The organism is Bacillus hominis, assembly GCF_030348325.1.
Lineage (GTDB): Bacteria > Bacillota > Bacilli > Bacillales > Bacillaceae_G > Bacillus_A > Bacillus_A hominis.
The window spans coordinates 2,157,734-2,174,550 of sequence record NZ_JAUCFS010000005.1 but is presented as its reverse complement, the minus strand read 5'-3'; the positions used below and the strand labels follow the sequence as shown (position 1 = coordinate 2,174,550).

At 32.1% G+C, this 16,817-nt stretch carries 18 protein-coding genes and 1 pseudogene; 6 read left to right on the top strand and 13 right to left on the bottom strand.

Annotated elements, in window-relative coordinates; translation table 11 throughout:
* Positions 1 to 52: 52 nt before the first annotated feature.
* Positions 53 to 2,554, bottom strand: a complete 2,502-nt coding sequence (locus QUF93_RS13705; protein ID WP_289375388.1) for a PBP1A family penicillin-binding protein — start codon at positions 2,552 to 2,554, stop codon at positions 53 to 55.
* A gap of 465 nt (positions 2,555 to 3,019) precedes the next feature.
* Here QUF93_RS13705 and QUF93_RS13700 point away from each other — a divergent pair, with 465 nt between their 5' ends.
* Positions 3,020 to 3,229 carry a KTSC domain-containing protein gene (locus QUF93_RS13700; protein WP_002119234.1) on the top strand — a complete coding sequence of 70 codons (210 nt, stop codon included), beginning with the start codon at positions 3,020 to 3,022 and terminating at the stop codon, positions 3,227 to 3,229.
* 68 nt (positions 3,230 to 3,297) lie between these two features.
* Here the strand turns inward: QUF93_RS13700 and QUF93_RS13695 are convergent, their stop codons facing one another.
* The 4 genes from QUF93_RS13695 to QUF93_RS13680 form a co-directional block, all read right to left on the bottom strand.
* Positions 3,298 to 3,510, bottom strand: coding sequence for a YqaE/Pmp3 family membrane protein (locus tag QUF93_RS13695; RefSeq protein WP_002065263.1), 213 nt, complete (start codon positions 3,508 to 3,510; stop codon positions 3,298 to 3,300).
* A 297-nt stretch (positions 3,511 to 3,807) separates the two neighbouring features.
* A complete protein-coding gene (locus tag QUF93_RS13690; RefSeq protein ID WP_289375387.1) occupies positions 3,808 to 4,470 on the bottom strand; it encodes a DUF6944 family repetitive protein in 663 nt (220 codons plus the stop codon).
* A 253-nt stretch (positions 4,471 to 4,723) separates the two neighbouring features.
* Positions 4,724 to 5,431 (bottom strand): SDR family oxidoreductase, encoded by a 708-nt coding sequence (locus QUF93_RS13685; RefSeq protein WP_289375385.1) that lies wholly within the window; start codon positions 5,429 to 5,431, stop codon positions 4,724 to 4,726.
* Positions 5,432 to 5,756: 325 nt separating this feature from the next.
* Positions 5,757 to 6,095 (bottom strand): hypothetical protein, encoded by a 339-nt coding sequence (locus tag QUF93_RS13680; protein WP_002012726.1) that lies wholly within the window; start codon positions 6,093 to 6,095, stop codon positions 5,757 to 5,759.
* A 212-nt stretch (positions 6,096 to 6,307) separates the two neighbouring features.
* On the opposite strand from QUF93_RS13680, the gene gerPF reads away from it, so the two are divergent.
* The gene (gene gerPF / locus QUF93_RS13675) at positions 6,308 to 6,523 is read left to right on the top strand and encodes a spore germination protein GerPF (protein WP_001141569.1); all 216 of its coding nucleotides are present in this window, start codon (positions 6,308 to 6,310) and stop codon (positions 6,521 to 6,523) included.
* A gap of 286 nt (positions 6,524 to 6,809) precedes the next feature.
* Here gerPF and QUF93_RS13670 read toward each other — a convergent pair whose 3' ends face one another.
* From QUF93_RS13670 to QUF93_RS13660, 3 genes and pseudogenes are all read right to left on the bottom strand, one after another.
* Positions 6,810 to 7,145, bottom strand: coding sequence for a YolD-like family protein (locus tag QUF93_RS13670; RefSeq protein ID WP_088058750.1), 336 nt, complete (start codon positions 7,143 to 7,145; stop codon positions 6,810 to 6,812).
* 838 nt (positions 7,146 to 7,983) lie between these two features.
* Complete coding sequence (locus QUF93_RS13665; RefSeq protein WP_002119216.1) at positions 7,984 to 8,835, bottom strand: peptidylprolyl isomerase PrsA; 852 nt, start codon at positions 8,833 to 8,835, stop codon at positions 7,984 to 7,986.
* Positions 8,836 to 9,125: 290 nt separating this feature from the next.
* Positions 9,126 to 9,975, bottom strand: a pseudogene (locus QUF93_RS13660) (glycoside hydrolase family 25 protein); the annotation flags it as partial.
* A 687-nt stretch (positions 9,976 to 10,662) separates the two neighbouring features.
* Between QUF93_RS13660 and QUF93_RS13655 the strand changes: the two are divergent.
* Positions 10,663 to 10,857 carry a hypothetical protein gene (locus tag QUF93_RS13655; RefSeq protein WP_289375381.1) on the top strand — a complete coding sequence of 65 codons (195 nt, stop codon included), beginning with the start codon at positions 10,663 to 10,665 and terminating at the stop codon, positions 10,855 to 10,857.
* Positions 10,858 to 11,215: 358 nt separating this feature from the next.
* Here the strand turns inward: QUF93_RS13655 and QUF93_RS13650 are convergent, their stop codons facing one another.
* Positions 11,216 to 11,719, bottom strand: a complete 504-nt coding sequence (locus QUF93_RS13650) for a MepB family protein (protein WP_289375379.1) — start codon at positions 11,717 to 11,719, stop codon at positions 11,216 to 11,218.
* Between the two features lie 253 nt (positions 11,720 to 11,972).
* On the opposite strand from QUF93_RS13650, the gene QUF93_RS13645 reads away from it, so the two are divergent.
* Complete coding sequence (locus QUF93_RS13645; protein WP_289375377.1) at positions 11,973 to 12,185, top strand: hypothetical protein; 213 nt, start codon at positions 11,973 to 11,975, stop codon at positions 12,183 to 12,185.
* Between the two features lie 92 nt (positions 12,186 to 12,277).
* Here the strand turns inward: QUF93_RS13645 and QUF93_RS13640 are convergent, their stop codons facing one another.
* The 3 genes from QUF93_RS13640 to QUF93_RS13630 all read right to left on the bottom strand — a co-directional run bounded on the left by QUF93_RS13640 (position 12,278) and on the right by QUF93_RS13630 (position 14,854).
* Complete coding sequence (locus QUF93_RS13640) at positions 12,278 to 12,853, bottom strand: C1q-like domain-containing protein (protein ID WP_002119206.1); 576 nt, start codon at positions 12,851 to 12,853, stop codon at positions 12,278 to 12,280.
* Between the two features lie 809 nt (positions 12,854 to 13,662).
* Complete coding sequence (locus QUF93_RS13635; RefSeq protein ID WP_289375375.1) at positions 13,663 to 14,283, bottom strand: ABC transporter permease; 621 nt, start codon at positions 14,281 to 14,283, stop codon at positions 13,663 to 13,665.
* Positions 14,284 to 14,680: 397 nt separating this feature from the next.
* Complete coding sequence (locus tag QUF93_RS13630) at positions 14,681 to 14,854, bottom strand: hypothetical protein (protein ID WP_289375373.1); 174 nt, start codon at positions 14,852 to 14,854, stop codon at positions 14,681 to 14,683.
* A gap of 209 nt (positions 14,855 to 15,063) precedes the next feature.
* On the opposite strand from QUF93_RS13630, the gene QUF93_RS13625 reads away from it, so the two are divergent.
* A complete protein-coding gene (locus tag QUF93_RS13625) occupies positions 15,064 to 15,519 on the top strand; it encodes a hypothetical protein (RefSeq protein WP_289375372.1) in 456 nt (151 codons plus the stop codon).
* A gap of 58 nt (positions 15,520 to 15,577) precedes the next feature.
* Here QUF93_RS13625 and QUF93_RS13620 read toward each other — a convergent pair whose 3' ends face one another.
* Entirely contained in the window at positions 15,578 to 15,802 is a 225-nt protein-coding gene (locus QUF93_RS13620) for a hypothetical protein (RefSeq protein ID WP_289375370.1), read from the bottom strand.
* 248 nt (positions 15,803 to 16,050) lie between these two features.
* Here QUF93_RS13620 and QUF93_RS13615 point away from each other — a divergent pair, with 248 nt between their 5' ends.
* Positions 16,051 to 16,659: a hypothetical protein gene (locus tag QUF93_RS13615; RefSeq protein ID WP_289375369.1), complete on the top strand. Its 609-nt coding sequence runs from the start codon at positions 16,051 to 16,053 to the stop codon at positions 16,657 to 16,659.
* Positions 16,660 to 16,817: the final 158 nt, after the last annotated feature.

Below are 16,817 nucleotides of genomic sequence, written 5' to 3'. Positions count from 1 at the left end.
CACTTAAGGAACCGCTTTTTGCGGTTCCTTAAGTGTTTTTCAAATACATTATTTATTGTCCATTATTGGAAGGAGTCTCTCCAGTGTTCCCGCCTGTAGTTGGTTGCGTTGGAGTCTCTTGGCCACCACCATTGGTTGGTGGATTTGGAGTTCCTTGGCCACCTCCATTAGTTGGTGGGTTTGGAGTCCCTTGGCCACCACCGTTGTTTGGTGGATTTGGAGTTCCTTGGCCACCACCGTTGTTTGGTGGATTTGGAGTTCCTTGGCCACCTCCATTAGTTGGTGGGTTTGGAGTTCCTTGACCATTTCCATTGTTCGGTGGATTTGGAGTTCCTTGACCATTTCCATTATTTTGTTCATTTTGCTTATTCTGTTCATCTTGCTTCTTTTGCTCTTCCTGCTTCTTAAGTTCATCTTGTTTCTTTTGCTCTTCTTGTTTCTTAAGTTCTTCCTGTTTCTTTAATTCCTCTTGTTTTTTCTCTTCTTCAGTTTTTTGCTGCTGATTCTGTGTTGGTTTTTCAGTTGTATCCGGTACGCTCGTATTTGGAGATGTATCACGTTTTTCACCTTTTATACGTAACTCACTACCTTCTTGAATAACACTACTTGGCATTTTAAAGCGTGATTTATCTGTAGCCATCTTGCTCATCATTTCTTTAAAAATCAACTGTGCAATTTTCGTATTTTTACTACTAATATACTCGTCTTTACCATCTTTCATATATCCAGTCCATACCGCCATCGTATATTGCGGTGTATATCCTGCAAACCAACTATCACGAGTTGCACTTTCTGGTAGTTTATATTGCGCTATTTGTTTTGAAGAATAGTTTGTTGTACCTGTTTTACCAGCTACATCTAAAGAAGCCACATTTGCCGATGTACCAGTACCTGATGTAACTACAGAACGAAGCATATCAGTAATCATATATGCTGTAGAATCCGCCATAACTGGTTTTGGTTTTTGTCCAAAACTTTGTGACTTGCCATCTGGATAAACTACTTTCTTAACAAAATGCGGCTTCGTATACTTACCATCATTACCAAATGCCGCATAAGCACCCGCTATTTCAGTTGGTGATACTTCGTTTGTACCAATCGCTGTAGATTCTGTCGGTGCTGTATTAAATGTAATACCTAATTTTTCAGAGAATTCCTTCGACTTACTAATTCCTACTTCTTTTGCAGTTTTAACTGCTGGAACATTACGTGACATCTTTAATGCTTCACGCATAGTAATTGAACCTAAATGACTTCTGTCTGCATTTCGAACTTCTTGTCCAGTTGAATATTTAAATGGAGAATCATCAATTTGATGATAAGTAGCCCATTTTAAGTATTCAATAGCAGGAGCGTAATCAAAGATTGGCTTCATTGTTGAACCAGCTGCACGATCTAATTCAATTGCCATATTATGCCCTTTAAATACCGCTTTATTTTCACCACGTCCGCTACCTATAGCACGAACTTCTCCTGTTTTCGTGTCCATAAATGTAAATGCGCCTTGGAAGCTATCGTTTGGATAATTAATAATATTTGCATTTAAAAGCTGATCAGCAAAATCTTGCGCTTTTGGATCCAAAGTTGTATAAATTTCTAAACCGTCAGATCCAATATTAACATCTGGTATTTCTTTTTCTACTTCTTTCACAACTGCATCCATAAATGCAGTATGTGGCATCGCTTGTAGTTCAGTTGCAGTCTTAAGTCCCTTTTCTACGTCAACTTTCGATGCTTCTTCCATTTCTGCCTTTGTAATATAACCATGTCGATTCATTAATCCTAGTACAGTATTTCTTCTTTCTGTTGCCCTTTGAACATTTTCTTTTTTCGTTGGGTCATAGTTATTCGGTGCTTTCGGTAAACCGGCAAGCATCGCGACTTCTGGTAATGTCAAATCTTTTAATTCTTTACCATAGTAGTTTTGTGCTGCTGTTGCGATTCCATATGAACGGTTACCTAAATTAATTTTATTTAAATACATCTCTAATATTTCATGTTTTGAATACTGTTGTTCTAGCTTATATGCTAAATAAATTTCCTGAACCTTACGCTTTGACGTTTTTTCCATCGATAAGAAGTAGTTCTTAATAACTTGCTGCGTTATCGTACTACCACCTTGAGAGCCATAATCGCCTTTAAGACTAACTAAAACTGCACGTGCAGTACCTTTGAAGTCTACCCCGCTATGCTCATAAAAACGTGCATCTTCTGTCGCTAAAAATGCTTCTTCTACTAATTTAGGGATTTGATCATACGTAACATTCGTCCTTTTTTCTTTCCCATATTCATATACCAAATTGCCGTCTTTATCATAAATTTTTGAGGATAACGGATTAACAAGTTTTGCTTTCTCAAGTTTTGGTGCGTCCTTAATCATTACGAAAAAGGTAGCAACCCCTGCCACTAAACCTATAATACCAATTAGTAAACAACTGATTAAAAATTTACGGAAAAACGATGTTTTACCTTTTGGTTTTGTGTTTTTAGAAGCTGGCTGTTTTTTCTTTTGAACTTGTCGTCGCTCCTCTCGAGAACGATAATTTTCTGACATGCTACTTTCTCCTGCCTTTCAATTCTCCCGTTGATTTACTTAAAAATATTGAGGTCACTTTCACAAATACATTTAGTCAAGAAAGTATATTGACCTGGAGCATTCAATATTTTCCCAATTCACAGATTATAAATTTTGGAATACTTCTTATACAAACTATATTCACCTCTATTTTTTCTAATAATACTGCCCCTTAAAGCATAGAATGTAAGAAGTGAATTTTAATACCTCGTATAAATAATATACCTTTTTTTCAAATGGTCAATATTTTCTTATTTATAAATCAAAGGTGAAATAAAAATAGCACAACGATATGTACTTCGTGTGAACTTCCTTATAATTACGTATAACGAACATTTAATATCTTACATATAAGTATAATATCCCTTTAATTATAAGGATTTCAATCCCACAATCCCCTTACCTACAAGAAAACATCTTAAATGAAAAGTAAGGAGTTGCGTAATGATGAAATTATCTCCCGTTATATCAAGAAATATAGTTGCTGTTGGCTATAACCCTTTTTCAATGATTTTAAGAATCCAACTAAAAAATAGTATGTATGATTTCTTTAACGTACCAGAAAGCATCTACACTGGTTTATTAAACGCACACTCTAAAAGTTATTATCATAATACTTATATTAAAAATTCTTACCGCTACACTAAAATTTAAACTTGATTGGCATACAAAAAAGAAAGGCGAATCAAATCCCCTTTCTTTTTTTGTATGCCAATCGCAATTTACCTTCTATTTCTTTTATTAATTTCATCGTACGCTTGAACTTGTCTTTTAAGTCGCCTGTCGGCTTTTTTATCATGTACGACAAGAACTGCGTGTATCGCTCCTGGAACCCAAAAAATTAAGGTTAAAATAAAATTAATAATCGCTTGAAACGGCTTTCCGCAAAACAAAACAGCTACCGGCGGAAGTAGAATTGCTAATAAGTACATCATGTCTGAAAAACTCCTTAATGTTTATTTTTCAATTCTTACCCATCCATCTCCTACACTATCAAACCTATGAAATCATGTTATTTCTAAAAGCGTATATAAGAACTCATCATTACAAAAATCATATATAATAGTATGACTAAATAAGGAGCCTCTCACTAACGTTAACAAGCTATTTTCACCTGTTCGTTTATATGTATATTCTACGCCTATATGAAAAAGCCTACAAAAAGAATTATCACATCAATCTTGTCCTATTTCTAAAATTGAAATACTCCAAACTTCATTTAAAAGAGTATTTCATTGCTTTTTCTTAGATTCCAATCTTTGTTCCTCTACTATTTCGGTTAATCCAATTGCTGAAATTACAGTACCTATTGCTTGTATCCAAATACCTATTAGCCCTATTATACGTTGATTTTCTTTATCTATATTACTGTCTTCATTTCCCTTTTCTTCTTTTGATATATTGTGAATACCTTCATATGCTTGTAATCCTGCACCTAAACTTTGCATTGAATTCCCTAATACAATAATCCACTGTATTCCATTTATCTCATTCAATGCTACTTCTACTCCTAAAAAAGCTCCAATTGATTGCAAACTATTTCCAGTAATTATAAGAAAATCATTTTCTTTCATTTGTTCATTTAGATTAAAATACGTTCCTATTACATTAGAAATATTACCTAAAGCTAACAATTCAATCCCCGTCTTCGCTAGCGCTTTATTTTTATTATCTATAGTTACATCTTGCTCCTCACATTTATCTTCATCTTTCGCATCAATAGTTGCTATAATTTGTAATATATATCCGAGGGCTTGTAATGAACTCCCTACAATAACAAGATCCGACTCAATCTTTTCTTCTCCTGCAAACCCTCTAGTTATTCCAATAGCTGCTATAAGATTTCCTCCTACTTGAAACCATGCCCCTGTCAATTCTAAATCGCGTAGGTTCATTTCCCATCACCTATATTAAAATTTTCTAGTACATTCGAAATAAACAAATATCACCTTTAATTCATTATTTTATTTTTCATATGTAATTTTGTGCATCGCATAATGTACTAATAATACAAAAGAGCACCTTTCAGGCGCTCTTTTTGACAAGGAGTTTCTCGATGAATGTATAATTTGCAAATGCTTCCTACATATTACAACATATGCTTGTCCTTCAAAACTGTGAATATAACATTTAATACTTATCTGAACATTACATGCATGCCGGACATGTCAATGAATCTCCGTTTTTATCTATTGATATATTTAATATATAATGAATTGCTTTATGTGACCACATTTCAGGTGTAGGAGATTCTTTTACATATTGAGGTGCACATAAGTGAAGCATTGGAGTGCTAATACTTCCACCTGGATCTAAAGCAACTACGGCCATGCCATTTGGAAGTTCCATTGCCATAGACTGCGTGATACCTTCAATAGCAAACTTCGAAGCACAATATGGCGCAAGTTCAGCCTCGCCTTCTCTTCCCCAACTAGAGCTCATATTAATAATAATTCCTTCTTTCCTAGCTATCATCGCCGGGACGAACGCCCTAATAACATTTACTACCCCGTTCACATTCACACTCATTACACTTTCAAATTCTTGAGCGGTAACTTTCCATAGCGGTGCATTTTGATTAACAATCGATGCATTATTTATTAACATATCGGGAGCTCTATACCTATTAAGAATACGACTTGCCCATTCACTAACTTGGTGATGATTTGAGACATCAATTATTTGAAAATCATGTGAAGCACCGTAATATTTATTAAGCTCTTCAATTTTATTTTTTGAGCGTCCACACCCTGCTATGTTCCATCCCAATTCATGAAACCTATCAACCATTGCACGTCCTAACCCTTGCGTTACTCCAGTAATAATTACGAGTTTCCCAATGTCGTTTCGCTCCAACTTCATCTCCTCCTTTCAATTAATATTACTCTTTTTATTCTTATTCAACTTCTCACTTAAGTATCAATGCATTTCATACTTTAGAAGTATTTTTGATATTACATATTACAAACAAAAAGAGTAACCATCATAGTTACTCTTTTTGTTTATATCTTTATTATTTTTAAATTGTATCTTCTCTTTCCTACATTTCTCACATCGATAAATATAGGCTACACCTTAATGAAAGTATATTTATGTTTACGGTTCGATTTATCCAAATACTTTTCAATCCACTTTTTCAACTTAACAGAGCCCACCTCTATCAAAGAATTTCCACCTAGTCTTATAACATACTTTTATTTAAATTCTCAATCTCATTTTGCAACTTTTTAAATTGCTCAAAATGCATTGTTATAGATTGAATACTGTTCCTTTCAACATTTTGCTTCACTAGTAAAACGCCTGTATCGTGAAAAATCGCTTCAAGTTCTTTCCTTATAGATACTTTCGTAATATATGCGGTTTTAATTGCCGATAAAATTGCTATTTCATTAAACTTTAATTTTATTTCATTAGGACAAAATGCTTTTTCGATCAATGTAACATCATTACTATAAATAAAAGCAACAAGTTTACTTGATTCTGCATCTGTTAAATCCACTGTTTTTATAACATTATCCATTACATTTTGCCTCCTTTAATTCCATATATATTAATTATTCAAATTCATTCTTTTTAAAATTCAACTCTTCGTTAATTTTAACATACTTTTTGCTCGATTGATTAAACAAAGCTTCAAACATTTTTCTATTCCGGAATATTTGTCAAATGAACCAATTAGACTATACCTTCATATAGTAATGCAAACAATTACTTATAAAGTAGGTGAAAATTATGCCCTCAGTTGTAGGGAATTTAGTTGTACAAAATAGTAACGGATCTTTCAACTTAGGTGATTTCTACAACGTCTCTCCAAAAGAGAATACGAAAGCTTATAACGGCTCTGGCGCATCTAACGTTGGTTTCGTAGTGAACACTTTTAGTGGGGTTAGCGCGACTAATACATTTGATTCTGATCTAGCAGATCAAAACCAAGTTGGTACGGCATAACCAGGTCTGTAATCATTTTTGTATAACATTTTTAGATTTGTCTATACTATACTCAGGCTGATACACAGCTAACGTCGATTTTTTGAGTGCCAATCTTTTTCTCCCTTTCCCTGGGACTAAGCAGCTAGTTTGCATCTAGCTGCTTTTTCATTTAGTTCTTCACCTCTTCAAAAAAATTAGGCTTTTACAGGTAGCCTGACTCACAGCCGAATTTTGAAGCGTGAATCTAACTGCCCGCAAATAGCTGGATAAATTAAAGAAGCTAAACTTCAAAATTCAACTTCCTTTAAGTTACATCAATTATGTCCCTTGCAGAAAATATATATGTTTTATAAAATGCATCTGTACATTTTACAATTTGTTGAATTGGATTTATATGAACCACTGTCATATAACTTGTAAGTATGTATCCTTCTTCAAAATAGGTCACTAACATCTCTTCTTCAGACAATAATGAAGTTAATAATTTGTCTGAAATACTTTCTTTCACTTCATTCGTTAATAACGGCCTTTGGACTTTTAATTTCTCTCCAATAATTTTTCTTATACTTAATAATTGTTCCGACATTACTGTAAATGGAACCCACTCTCTTCCTTTTTTCTGTATCTTTACATGATTCATTATCTTTACTCCTCAATTTTCTATATCTATCCATTCATAAAAATAGAAATTTCACTTCTAAATACACTTTATCCATCTCTTATTTATATGTAGCGTAGCTTTCCAATTCAAAACTATTTATGAATTTGTAGGAATCTCAACCCAAAAAGAACATTCGTTCTAATTATACACGAACGAACGTTCTTTCGGAAGTGCAACATGTAAATTTTTCAAACAAAACTTTAATCTATGAAGTTTATTCATACTCATTGATTACTCCCTTTTATTAATCATATTTCTTTGCACTTCCTATCGCATCATGGAATACGTGTAGCAACAATAAAAGCGACTCCACCTAATGTGAAGTCGCTTTTATTGAACTAATTATATTTTTAATTTTACTTTTCTATCCTAACTAACGTTCTTTCTGGAATATAAATTTCAGCTATATCAAATTGATTTATTTTCAAGTTTAATTCCCAAACTTTTTCCTGATCTTCATCACAAACCCAACAACTAAATAATTCAAAGATATGATATGTACCATTCTTTAAATTATGTACTCTATTCAATTTCTAAGAAAATATTAAAAATATATTTGGTTTATATTTAACAAAATTAATTAACTAAAACATTATCATTTCAACATTTTGCGAAGTAATTACTTATTCCTTTTTATTTACACCAAAATTTTCTATTGTAATTCTTAATATTTAAATGTAATATTGTATTGTCTTACTATCTATTTATAACTCACACACTAACGAGAAAAGGGAACTCTATATGAGTTCCCTTTTCTATTGAAAATTAAAAAACAGAAATATAGCACTATGCTAAATCTCTGTTTTTCTTCTAAACTTTACTTCTCATCTAAGAATTTAAATGTATCTTTAAATTCATTATCTGTTACTTTAATATCCGCTTCTTTCAATAGATCATTGATTACTTGTTGTTTCCATTTACCTGTCGCATCTTGTAGTCTTTGTTGTTCTAAATCTTTTCGAATCGAATCTTTCACTTCATCAAATGGTTTCAATTCTTTTTTATCCGTCACTTTTATAATATGATAACCAAAAGATGTTTTTATTGGCTCACTTACTTGTCCTGCATCTAATTTATACGCAGCTTCCTCAAATTCTTTCACAGTTTGACCAGGAGCAAAACCAGCTATTTCTCCGCCCTGTTCCTTTGAACCAGTATCTTCCGAATATTGTTTCGCTAAAGCAGTAAAATCTTCACCATTATTTATTTTCTCTTTTACTTCTTTCGCAGTTTTTTCATCTTTCACTAAAATGTGACTTACCTTCATTTCTGGTTTATGGTTATCTTTCACATCTTTATCTGTGACAGTCGCTCTAATCGCTTTCTCAAGTGCAATTTCTGGCTTCATTTTCTCTTTTAATTCATCTTCATTTTTTAATCCTACTTGCTCTAAAGCCACTTTAAACTTGTCACCCATTTGTTCCTTCGCTGCGTCTACTTGTTTTTGAGCTTCTTCATCTGAAACTTCATATTTATCTAGCAATGCCTTATTTAACATCATTTGAGATAAAGTACTTTTTCCATATGTTTGCCTTAATTCTTTACTAAACTCTTTCTCTGTCACGTTTCCTACTTTTGATGTTGCAACATTTTCTGAGGAACCACACGCAGACAATGTTAGCGCCACACATGTAATAATAGTTCCCATAAATAGCTTTTTCTTTTTCAATTCAAATACCTCACTTTGATAAATGTATATTAGGAACTATACAGCGCTATTGTGAAATTAATGTGTTTTCCGCAAGTATTTCTCTTCATGTCAGAGACAAGCTTTATTAAATAAAAAAGCCGGCATAAAGCCGACTTTTTAACATCATTTAATCTGCACATGTTCTTCTTTGATCCATTTGTTCCCACCTATATCTATATATCCATCTTGATGATTCCAAATACGATAAGGGACCTTCCCATCGACCGCACCTGTATCATTCCCGTTTGGTCCATCGTACGTTCTAATTTCATATCCAGGTGTGTATTTTGAATATGCATAAAACCATTGTACATTAAAATGTTCTAACTTAGCCCACTGTTGGTCACCACCTAAACAAATCATATCTTTTTCGCCACCTCCCCAATAACCTTTATAGATTAAATATGGGATTTTTTTCGTAAGTCTTCCTGTAAACTGCGGATTCACAGGATTTTCATATAAATTAATGCCATATCCATCATCATATTTTGAAACTGCAATACCAATTCCATTTGGTTGCTTACTATCTCCAATACTAGATTGATTTATTTGATTTGAACCTATAAACCAAGAAAGATTTTTATTCCCAATTAATTGATTCAAATCACATTTTCCAATACCAGGAACATTTCCTGAATCAGTATATTGCCAAATATCACAAGGATATGCTGGTTTATTCCCTCCATAACGAGGAATCCAAATAAAATCAGCATCAATATTGCGAGCTCCAAATGATACATACGTGTGATGCCCTACATATAAACCAATTTTTTTTGCACCTAATCGGCGTAATTCATCAATAAATGCTTGAGTCCCGCCTTGCATATCTACCATTGTTTGAACTTCTACATCTGCCACCCAAAATTTAGCGTTTTTATCGCCACGATTCCAAAAATCTTGCGCTTCTTTTTTTGCATCTGAAATAGATATAAAACGGCAAAATGCATAATTCCCAAATGGGATACTACGTTTCTTCATTTCTTTCACATGACCTTGATACATAAAATCGACCGTATTCGAACCATCTTGAACTCTAGCAATAACTAAATCTAGCTGCGCCGCTGCAATATCCCAATTAATATTTCCATTCCATTTCGAAATATCTACAATATAACCCATTACTAATCAACTCCTTTTTATCATCTTATTCAAAGCTTGTTTTATTGCTAGACCCATACGCCTAATAGCAAGCTTCTATAAAACAAATAAATATATTTTCATCATTTTTTAAAACTAAATAATTTCTCAAAAAAATTTCTTTTATCCATAATAAACAAGTTCTTCTTTTTTGCATTTGTAAACGATAGACTTGCGTTTATTTCATACTAAATATTGGGATAAAACTATAATTAATGTGCATACTATATATAAGCAATTTTTGCTTATACTCATGAATGACCTCCAAGATTTTTCAATTTCCCTGTAAAAAGGCAGCTAAAAAAAGCTGCCTTTTTACAATTTATTATATAGAGAAAAGTTAATTACCGCTTATTCCCTCGGATTAGTATTTTTTAAGCTTATTATTAACATGATATATATTTTTTCACAGCGCTATTTTGATACGTATTAGAAAAGACTTTTCCGATTTAGGAAAATGCCCCTTACTTTTCATAGCGATAAAACAATTTAGAAAAAGCATGCTAAATTTCCTCACCTTACTTTCAAATGATATGGTGAAATAAAACTCCATCTACTAATACCGTATATATAATAATCAAATACAATAAAATTACATATTATATTAATATGTCTTCCTAATTTAAAAGAAATAAACATATACCCCCTATTATATAAGGAGTTGATTTAATGAAAAAAATCCCTATCGTATTCAAAGTTCCTCCGAATTCAAAGCTAAAAGTTACATTCTACGGTCCTTGTAACGAAGTGATTACGAACGTATCTTTAATTAATCAACTACTAACCCCTAACTGCCAGCCTATATCTCAGTATCCAGACTTCAAGAAATATATAACTGAAGTCCGATCATTATCAAATTGTTAATCATATAATTTCATGATTTTTTATTTCGAACAGTACGATAATAAAAAAATAGAAAGAGCCGAATCTTTCTAAAGAAACGGCTCTTTTTTCATTTCACAAAAACATGACTTCATTAAAAAACTAAAATAACTCATTTATTGATATTCTGTTGATATTTTGTTGATATTTTACACATATTAATGAAATGAGCATATATTATCTTATGGAGATTCTCCACTCATAAAACCTATCTTTTTTTGAGCATACTTTATTTGTATGCTCTTTTTTTATTCTTTACTTACCATTACCCTGTTCACATTTCCGAAGATCCACCCCTACAAACATTGGGTATTTCAAAAAATCATTTTCTTATTACTCGCTATAAATATAAGTTTAATAATTTATCTGTAGCTACATTTTCAGCATCACTTAAATCGACAAAATAATGAAGTTGCCATAGTTGACTCTTCTTAGCTTGATTACTAACAGGTTTATCCCAAATAGGGTAAACTCTCATAGCCATTTTCCCTTTTTGATTTTGAGTTTTTAATATTTTTTCTTTTAGAAGAATCTCTTTTGGAAAAATAAATTGTCCTAGTTTATTATCCGCTATACAAGTGATAACTAAAAGGTTAGGAGCCAAATCATAAGAAAATGCCTGATTTTTCATGGAAGCATCCTTCTCCCAAAAAGAAACAAACTGTCCAATCTTATTAGGCGTAATTTTTGATACCCTAAATCGGACGCTTCTATTATTTAGCTGGAATACCCCTCCTGCATATTCTGAATTTTGCTTTTCTTCTTTTTGGTTAGTAATGAATAGATTATTAGGTTTGTAAATTATTTCATCTAGTTTTCCAACTATATTACTAAAATCAATCATGTAGACGCACCTTTTTTAGTTTTCAGTATATCAAGAACACTCGTTCTTGTATATCGAACTTAAACTTTAATCAAAAACCACTGTAAAGATACTTAAACGAATGATAGCTTTTTATCGTCTTTTCAAAGATTATTTTTTTCTACTCATCCATAACTTCAAATTTACTTTTATAGTATTTATTACATAACTCTTCCAATTTTTTGCGTTATTTATTATTATATTAATATATAAACAAAAACGAGGTACACATTACATGACTCAATCCAAAATTAACTTTGGCTCCATAGAGCACCCTTTCTTCCTATTAGTTTTATATCTTATCGCAATTCTTTTAACACTCGGCATTACATTTAGTATATGTCATTCCCTTTTACTAAATTTAAATGCACCGAGTTGGGTAGCAAAACTATTAGCTATCGTATTAACTCTAGGTGTTGCTTATCAAGTATTTATGAACTTATTTTAATATATTACCAATTTAACACCTTTAACTAAAAGGCCCTACCATACGGTAGAGCCTTTTTTAAAAAAATAGTCCATAAATCACAAACATCTCTTTTATTTTATTGGAGATGGGAATCTTGCGGCTTCAAAATGAGAACCATCTTCTGTACTACTAATAACCCCAGCTATACTACTTTGCGCAAAAATCTCAACAATATCACCTGCATGTAATTGGAGTATTGTTGAAACACTTACGACATTCCCAAAATTTATCGGACCAAAAAAGTCGTTATCTATAGCAATCGCCGCATTTCCATTCACTCGAACTTCTACACGCGCTCTATAATTTACATTTGTATCGTTCGGAAAGAAACCAATCGTTCCAATTACGGAATAAACGCCTCTAGTCTTCGGAGTAAAATCTGATGTTGCCGGGTTATATTCATTCGCTAAATCAAATTGTTCATTTTGAAATAATACTTTAACAAAAGTATTTGCCGGAAGGTTTTGATCAACTGTATTTACAGCTCTAAAAGCAGATGCTCTTACAAGGTTTTTCTCCTTATGATCGCAAGAACAGTCATCACATCTTTTACCGCACTTATTATAATAATCACTTCTTTTTTTACAACAATCATGATTTTTCTTTTTGTAACTCTCACAATTCTTACAGTAGTAATAACAAGACATATATAGCGCTCCTTTCTACTCTATTACTGCATACTATGCAAGCTTGATTTGAAAAGTTTAAACTAATTGTTGCTATTACAAAAAATAAGAATGCTTCACCATCAGGCAAAGCGAAAAGAAAGTATAACTTTTAAAACAAAGCACTTATGTAACATTCCGGTTATATCAGTAATGCAAATTATCTAGTTTCATCAACTCGGATTTTCAGAAAAAATTCCTCCATGCAATTTTATTATTATTAAATAGATTATATTGTTCAGTGAGATATGTAACATTTCATATTTTATTATTTCAATATCTCTTTATTACCGGTAAGTTGATAACAATCTCTTAAATCCCCTTTAAAATCAACAATATACTCTATACAAAATATTTTTCTATCCTCTAGAATTATTCTTAAGCATTATATTCCAATATTATTATTGTAAATTATTGACCTGTACAAGCGTAAGATTTTTGTGTATTCTATGGACAAGGAGTAAGGTAAGAGTTACTCTTTGCCATTTTAGAAAAGGCCCTGTTGGAGACAACAGGGCCTTTTTTCATAAACTAAATCGGTAAGATCCCCTTACCAGTTGACTTTCTTTACCTGAACATCATGTATTTCTTTTTGCATACACCGCTACTCTTCTTCGACTGTTTCATTTACAATCATCAGACACTATTTAATAGTACATCGTTAATTTATCCAGTACTTTCAAAACAGCTTGGACACCGTTAAAATACTTCATGCACTACAAATAAATCATCCGTTCTTGTACAGGGCAAGTATAAATTTTGGAATGTCCTTATATGAAATTACTTACAACTTATACTTTTGGAGACGGGAATCTTGCAGTTTCAAAATGCGTACTATCTTCTACATTACTAATAACTCCAGCTACGCTACTTTGTGCAAAAATTTCGACTGAATCCCCTGCATGTAATTGAAGTATTGATGAAACAGCCACAACATTAGCAAAGTTTATTGGACCAAAAAAATCATTATCTATTGCAATTGCTGGATTTCCATTAACACGAATTTCTACCCGCGCTCTATAATTTACGTTTAGGTTATTAGGAATGAAAGCAATTGTTCCAATAACAGAATAAACGCCTCTTGTCTTTGGAATAAAAATTGATGTAACTGGATTATACTCATTCGCTAAATCAAATTGTTCATCTTGGAATAAAACTTTAACAAAAGTATTAGCTGGAACATTTTGATTCACTGTATTTATAGCTCTAAACGCAGACGCCCTTACAAGCTTATCCTTATCATCACAACAACAATCCACTTTTACATTAACACAAGGTTTTTCCTCTTGTTTTTTATCGCATCTTTCATAATAGCCATCATATTTGTCATAACACTTACTGCTTTTTTTGTGACAATCATGCTGTTTCTTTTGGTAATCCTTACAATACTTACAGTAGTAATAATAAGACATACTAATTTCCCTCCTTTAAACTTTTTACTATATATTATGTAAAATAGATTTAAAAAGTTTGGACGGGTTTTTACTATTTTTAATAGAATTAAAAATAGTAAAATATAATAAAGTATAACAAACCCATCTTCATCAAGAGTATATTTTAACTTCCGTTCAATTTATTTAAAAAGTATCTCATGATTCTTATCGGCACCTTTCAATTTAGAAAAAAGTACGATGCCCTCCGTTTGAGCCTATTCTTCTTGTTTTTTCATCCGGACGCACAATGCTTTGCATTTTCCCATCGTCTTCACCACAAGTCTTCGCATCCCCCTTTCATCAATGTCTTCAAAAAATGACAATTGATTCATACGATACGGTTCCCCTCCGTTCGATTTTGTTACTATTTAGGACATTATTTCATTTCTTTTTGACATTCTTTTAAATAATCGATAGTCTCTTGAACCTGTTCTTTTGTTGAAAGTAATTCCATTACATTGCCTTCTGTATTATATACACGAATTTTTCTTTCCTTGTACTCAATCCCTAACATTCCATCATTACCTAAAAACTTTACGTTACCTTCCATTCTTCCAACTTCGCTTTCTATTCAAAGGATTATTTTGTTAGGTTTTCAACGCGAAAACTCTATATTAACTTTTATCAATATGTTGGGTTACCTGTAAATTATTGATTACTTTTGTAAAACATAACATTTATTTATTAACTCATTCATCTTAATTGGTTATTATGTGTTTGAGATTAATTCTCAATTAAAAACCATAAGGAGTGTTTATCTTGAAAAAATTATTAGTTATCCCTGTAATTGCTGCTTCTCTTATCGGAGTAGGTCAAACTTCAACATTCGCGGCAACTGAAGAAATAAATGTAATTCCTAAAATTACTGAGCCTAACAAAACACAACTTCCGCCGATTCAATATGCTTTAGAAGCTAATGAAGAGTACACTTTTCATGGTTCAGGAATTTTTAAATTTTATCATGAAGGAGGAAAAGACCTAAGGGTTTTCATAAAAAACATTGGTGATGAAACTTTCAGTTATGATCTATACAATTCTAAAGGCGGTTGGTTATCGAATGGTAAGTTAACACCTGGACAGCAAACTATAAATGAATTCAGCATTGAATGGTCGGACTGGCTCCCTGATGGTAGATACCAGATTGTATTTAGAAACAATAGCGGTGCATTTTCTAAAGTCAAAATTGCTGCACGAGCATTAGACGAGAAAGAATAAATAATACTTTTGGAATAATATTATGAATCTGAGCAGTTAGCTTTTACTAGCTGCTCTTTTATTTACGATCAAAGAATGATAAAAATTCACTGTAGCTGAAATGTTCAAATGCTCCCGTATCATTTTTAACAGCTATACCAACTTCTTCTGATGTTCTAAACATCTTAAAGTCTTCATAATTAAACCAATACTCTTTGTCAGTACTAAATCCCCTTGAATTAGCATTTGGTATGACATACATCCAATCTCTAACTTCTATTAATAAGTTAATTGAACTCTGCAAGATATCTAGAGTATTATTCATGTCCATTCCCCTTTGTATTAAAATGAAATTTCTATGTAAATAGATAAGTGAGAAAAACTCATCTATTTACATAGAAACCATTACGCACACTCAGGAACCCCTGCAGCTTACAAACAACGATACCGAGCTCTTCCTCGATGCATTCAACTGTAGTTTTAAAATACAATTCAATCCAAATAATTCATAAATAGTGATAGTATTAAATATAAATACTACGGGGGTGTAATATGACAGAAATTAAAGTAGGACTTACACAATTTCTAGACTTCACACTGAAAAGTAGTGCAGCTAAAACAAACTTTGTAAAAAATCTAAAATCTCAACCTGAATACCAACCAGCTTTTGATTACTGGAAACAATTACGAGACACTATTATTAAATTTCATCAAAACGAACTACCTTTTGAATGTTTTGAAACATTAGTACAAACGGTTGATCAGAAGAAAAAGCAAAACTACATTGATGTTATAAAGCAGTACAAAAAATTTATTAAAAACAAAGACGTCTCTTGGTTCGATCCAGGTAAATCACGTTGGATATCAGATGATTTAATCGTCCGCTCATCACCTGAACTCGGTTTGCTCATTAATGATGAGCCGCATCTTATCAAACTGTTTTTCAAAGGAAAAAAAGAGCGAATTGATAAATACAACATCAACTCAACACTGACATTATTAAATGAATCAACATTTTCAAATGAACATAACGATGTGAATTATACGGTCCTTAACATCCAAAAGAACAGAATGTATACGAATAACTCTATTAATAATAATCATTTAATAGCGCTTGAATCAGAAGCTAACCAGCTTTGTTATATATGGAATAAGATGTAAAGGATTCTATTCATCTCTTTCAATACATTGTTCATGCATAATTTGGGCACAATTTTCACAAATCCAATTCGTTTCGTTTATAGGAACTTTTTTTGCTGGTATGAAAGGATTCTCTAAAGTAGATAATTGGATTTCAATGCTTAGAAGCATAGTAACAG

Bases quoted from the DNA above. Each gene is read 5' to 3' on its own strand.
- QUF93_RS13640 (WP_002119206.1), bottom strand. From the start codon at position 12,853: ATGTCTTGTTATTACTACTGTAAGAATTGTGAGAGTTACAAAAAGAAA.
- QUF93_RS13645 (WP_289375377.1), top strand. From the start codon at position 11,973: ATGACTCAATCCAAAATTAACTTTGGCTCCATAGAGCACCCTTTCTTC.
- QUF93_RS13690 (WP_289375387.1), bottom strand. From the start codon at position 4,470: ATGAACCTACGCGATTTAGAATTGACAGGGGCATGGTTTCAAGTAGGA.
- QUF93_RS13635 (WP_289375375.1), bottom strand. From the start codon at position 14,283: ATGTCTTATTATTACTACTGTAAGTATTGTAAGGATTACCAAAAGAAA.
- QUF93_RS13680 (WP_002012726.1), bottom strand. From the start codon at position 6,095: ATGGATAATGTTATAAAAACAGTGGATTTAACAGATGCAGAATCAAGT.
- QUF93_RS13695 (WP_002065263.1), bottom strand. From the start codon at position 3,510: ATGATGTACTTATTAGCAATTCTACTTCCGCCGGTAGCTGTTTTGTTT.
- QUF93_RS13705 (WP_289375388.1), bottom strand. From the start codon at position 2,554: ATGTCAGAAAATTATCGTTCTCGAGAGGAGCGACGACAAGTTCAAAAG.
- QUF93_RS13700 (WP_002119234.1), top strand. From the start codon at position 3,020: ATGATGAAATTATCTCCCGTTATATCAAGAAATATAGTTGCTGTTGGC.
- gerPF (WP_001141569.1), top strand. From the start codon at position 6,308: ATGCCCTCAGTTGTAGGGAATTTAGTTGTACAAAATAGTAACGGATCT.
- QUF93_RS13670 (WP_088058750.1), bottom strand. From the start codon at position 7,145: ATGAATCATGTAAAGATACAGAAAAAAGGAAGAGAGTGGGTTCCATTT.
- QUF93_RS13630 (WP_289375373.1), bottom strand. From the start codon at position 14,854: ATGGAAGGTAACGTAAAGTTTTTAGGTAATGATGGAATGTTAGGGATT.
- QUF93_RS13655 (WP_289375381.1), top strand. From the start codon at position 10,663: ATGAAAAAAATCCCTATCGTATTCAAAGTTCCTCCGAATTCAAAGCTA.
- QUF93_RS13615 (WP_289375369.1), top strand. From the start codon at position 16,051: ATGACAGAAATTAAAGTAGGACTTACACAATTTCTAGACTTCACACTG.
- QUF93_RS13650 (WP_289375379.1), bottom strand. From the start codon at position 11,719: ATGATTGATTTTAGTAATATAGTTGGAAAACTAGATGAAATAATTTAC.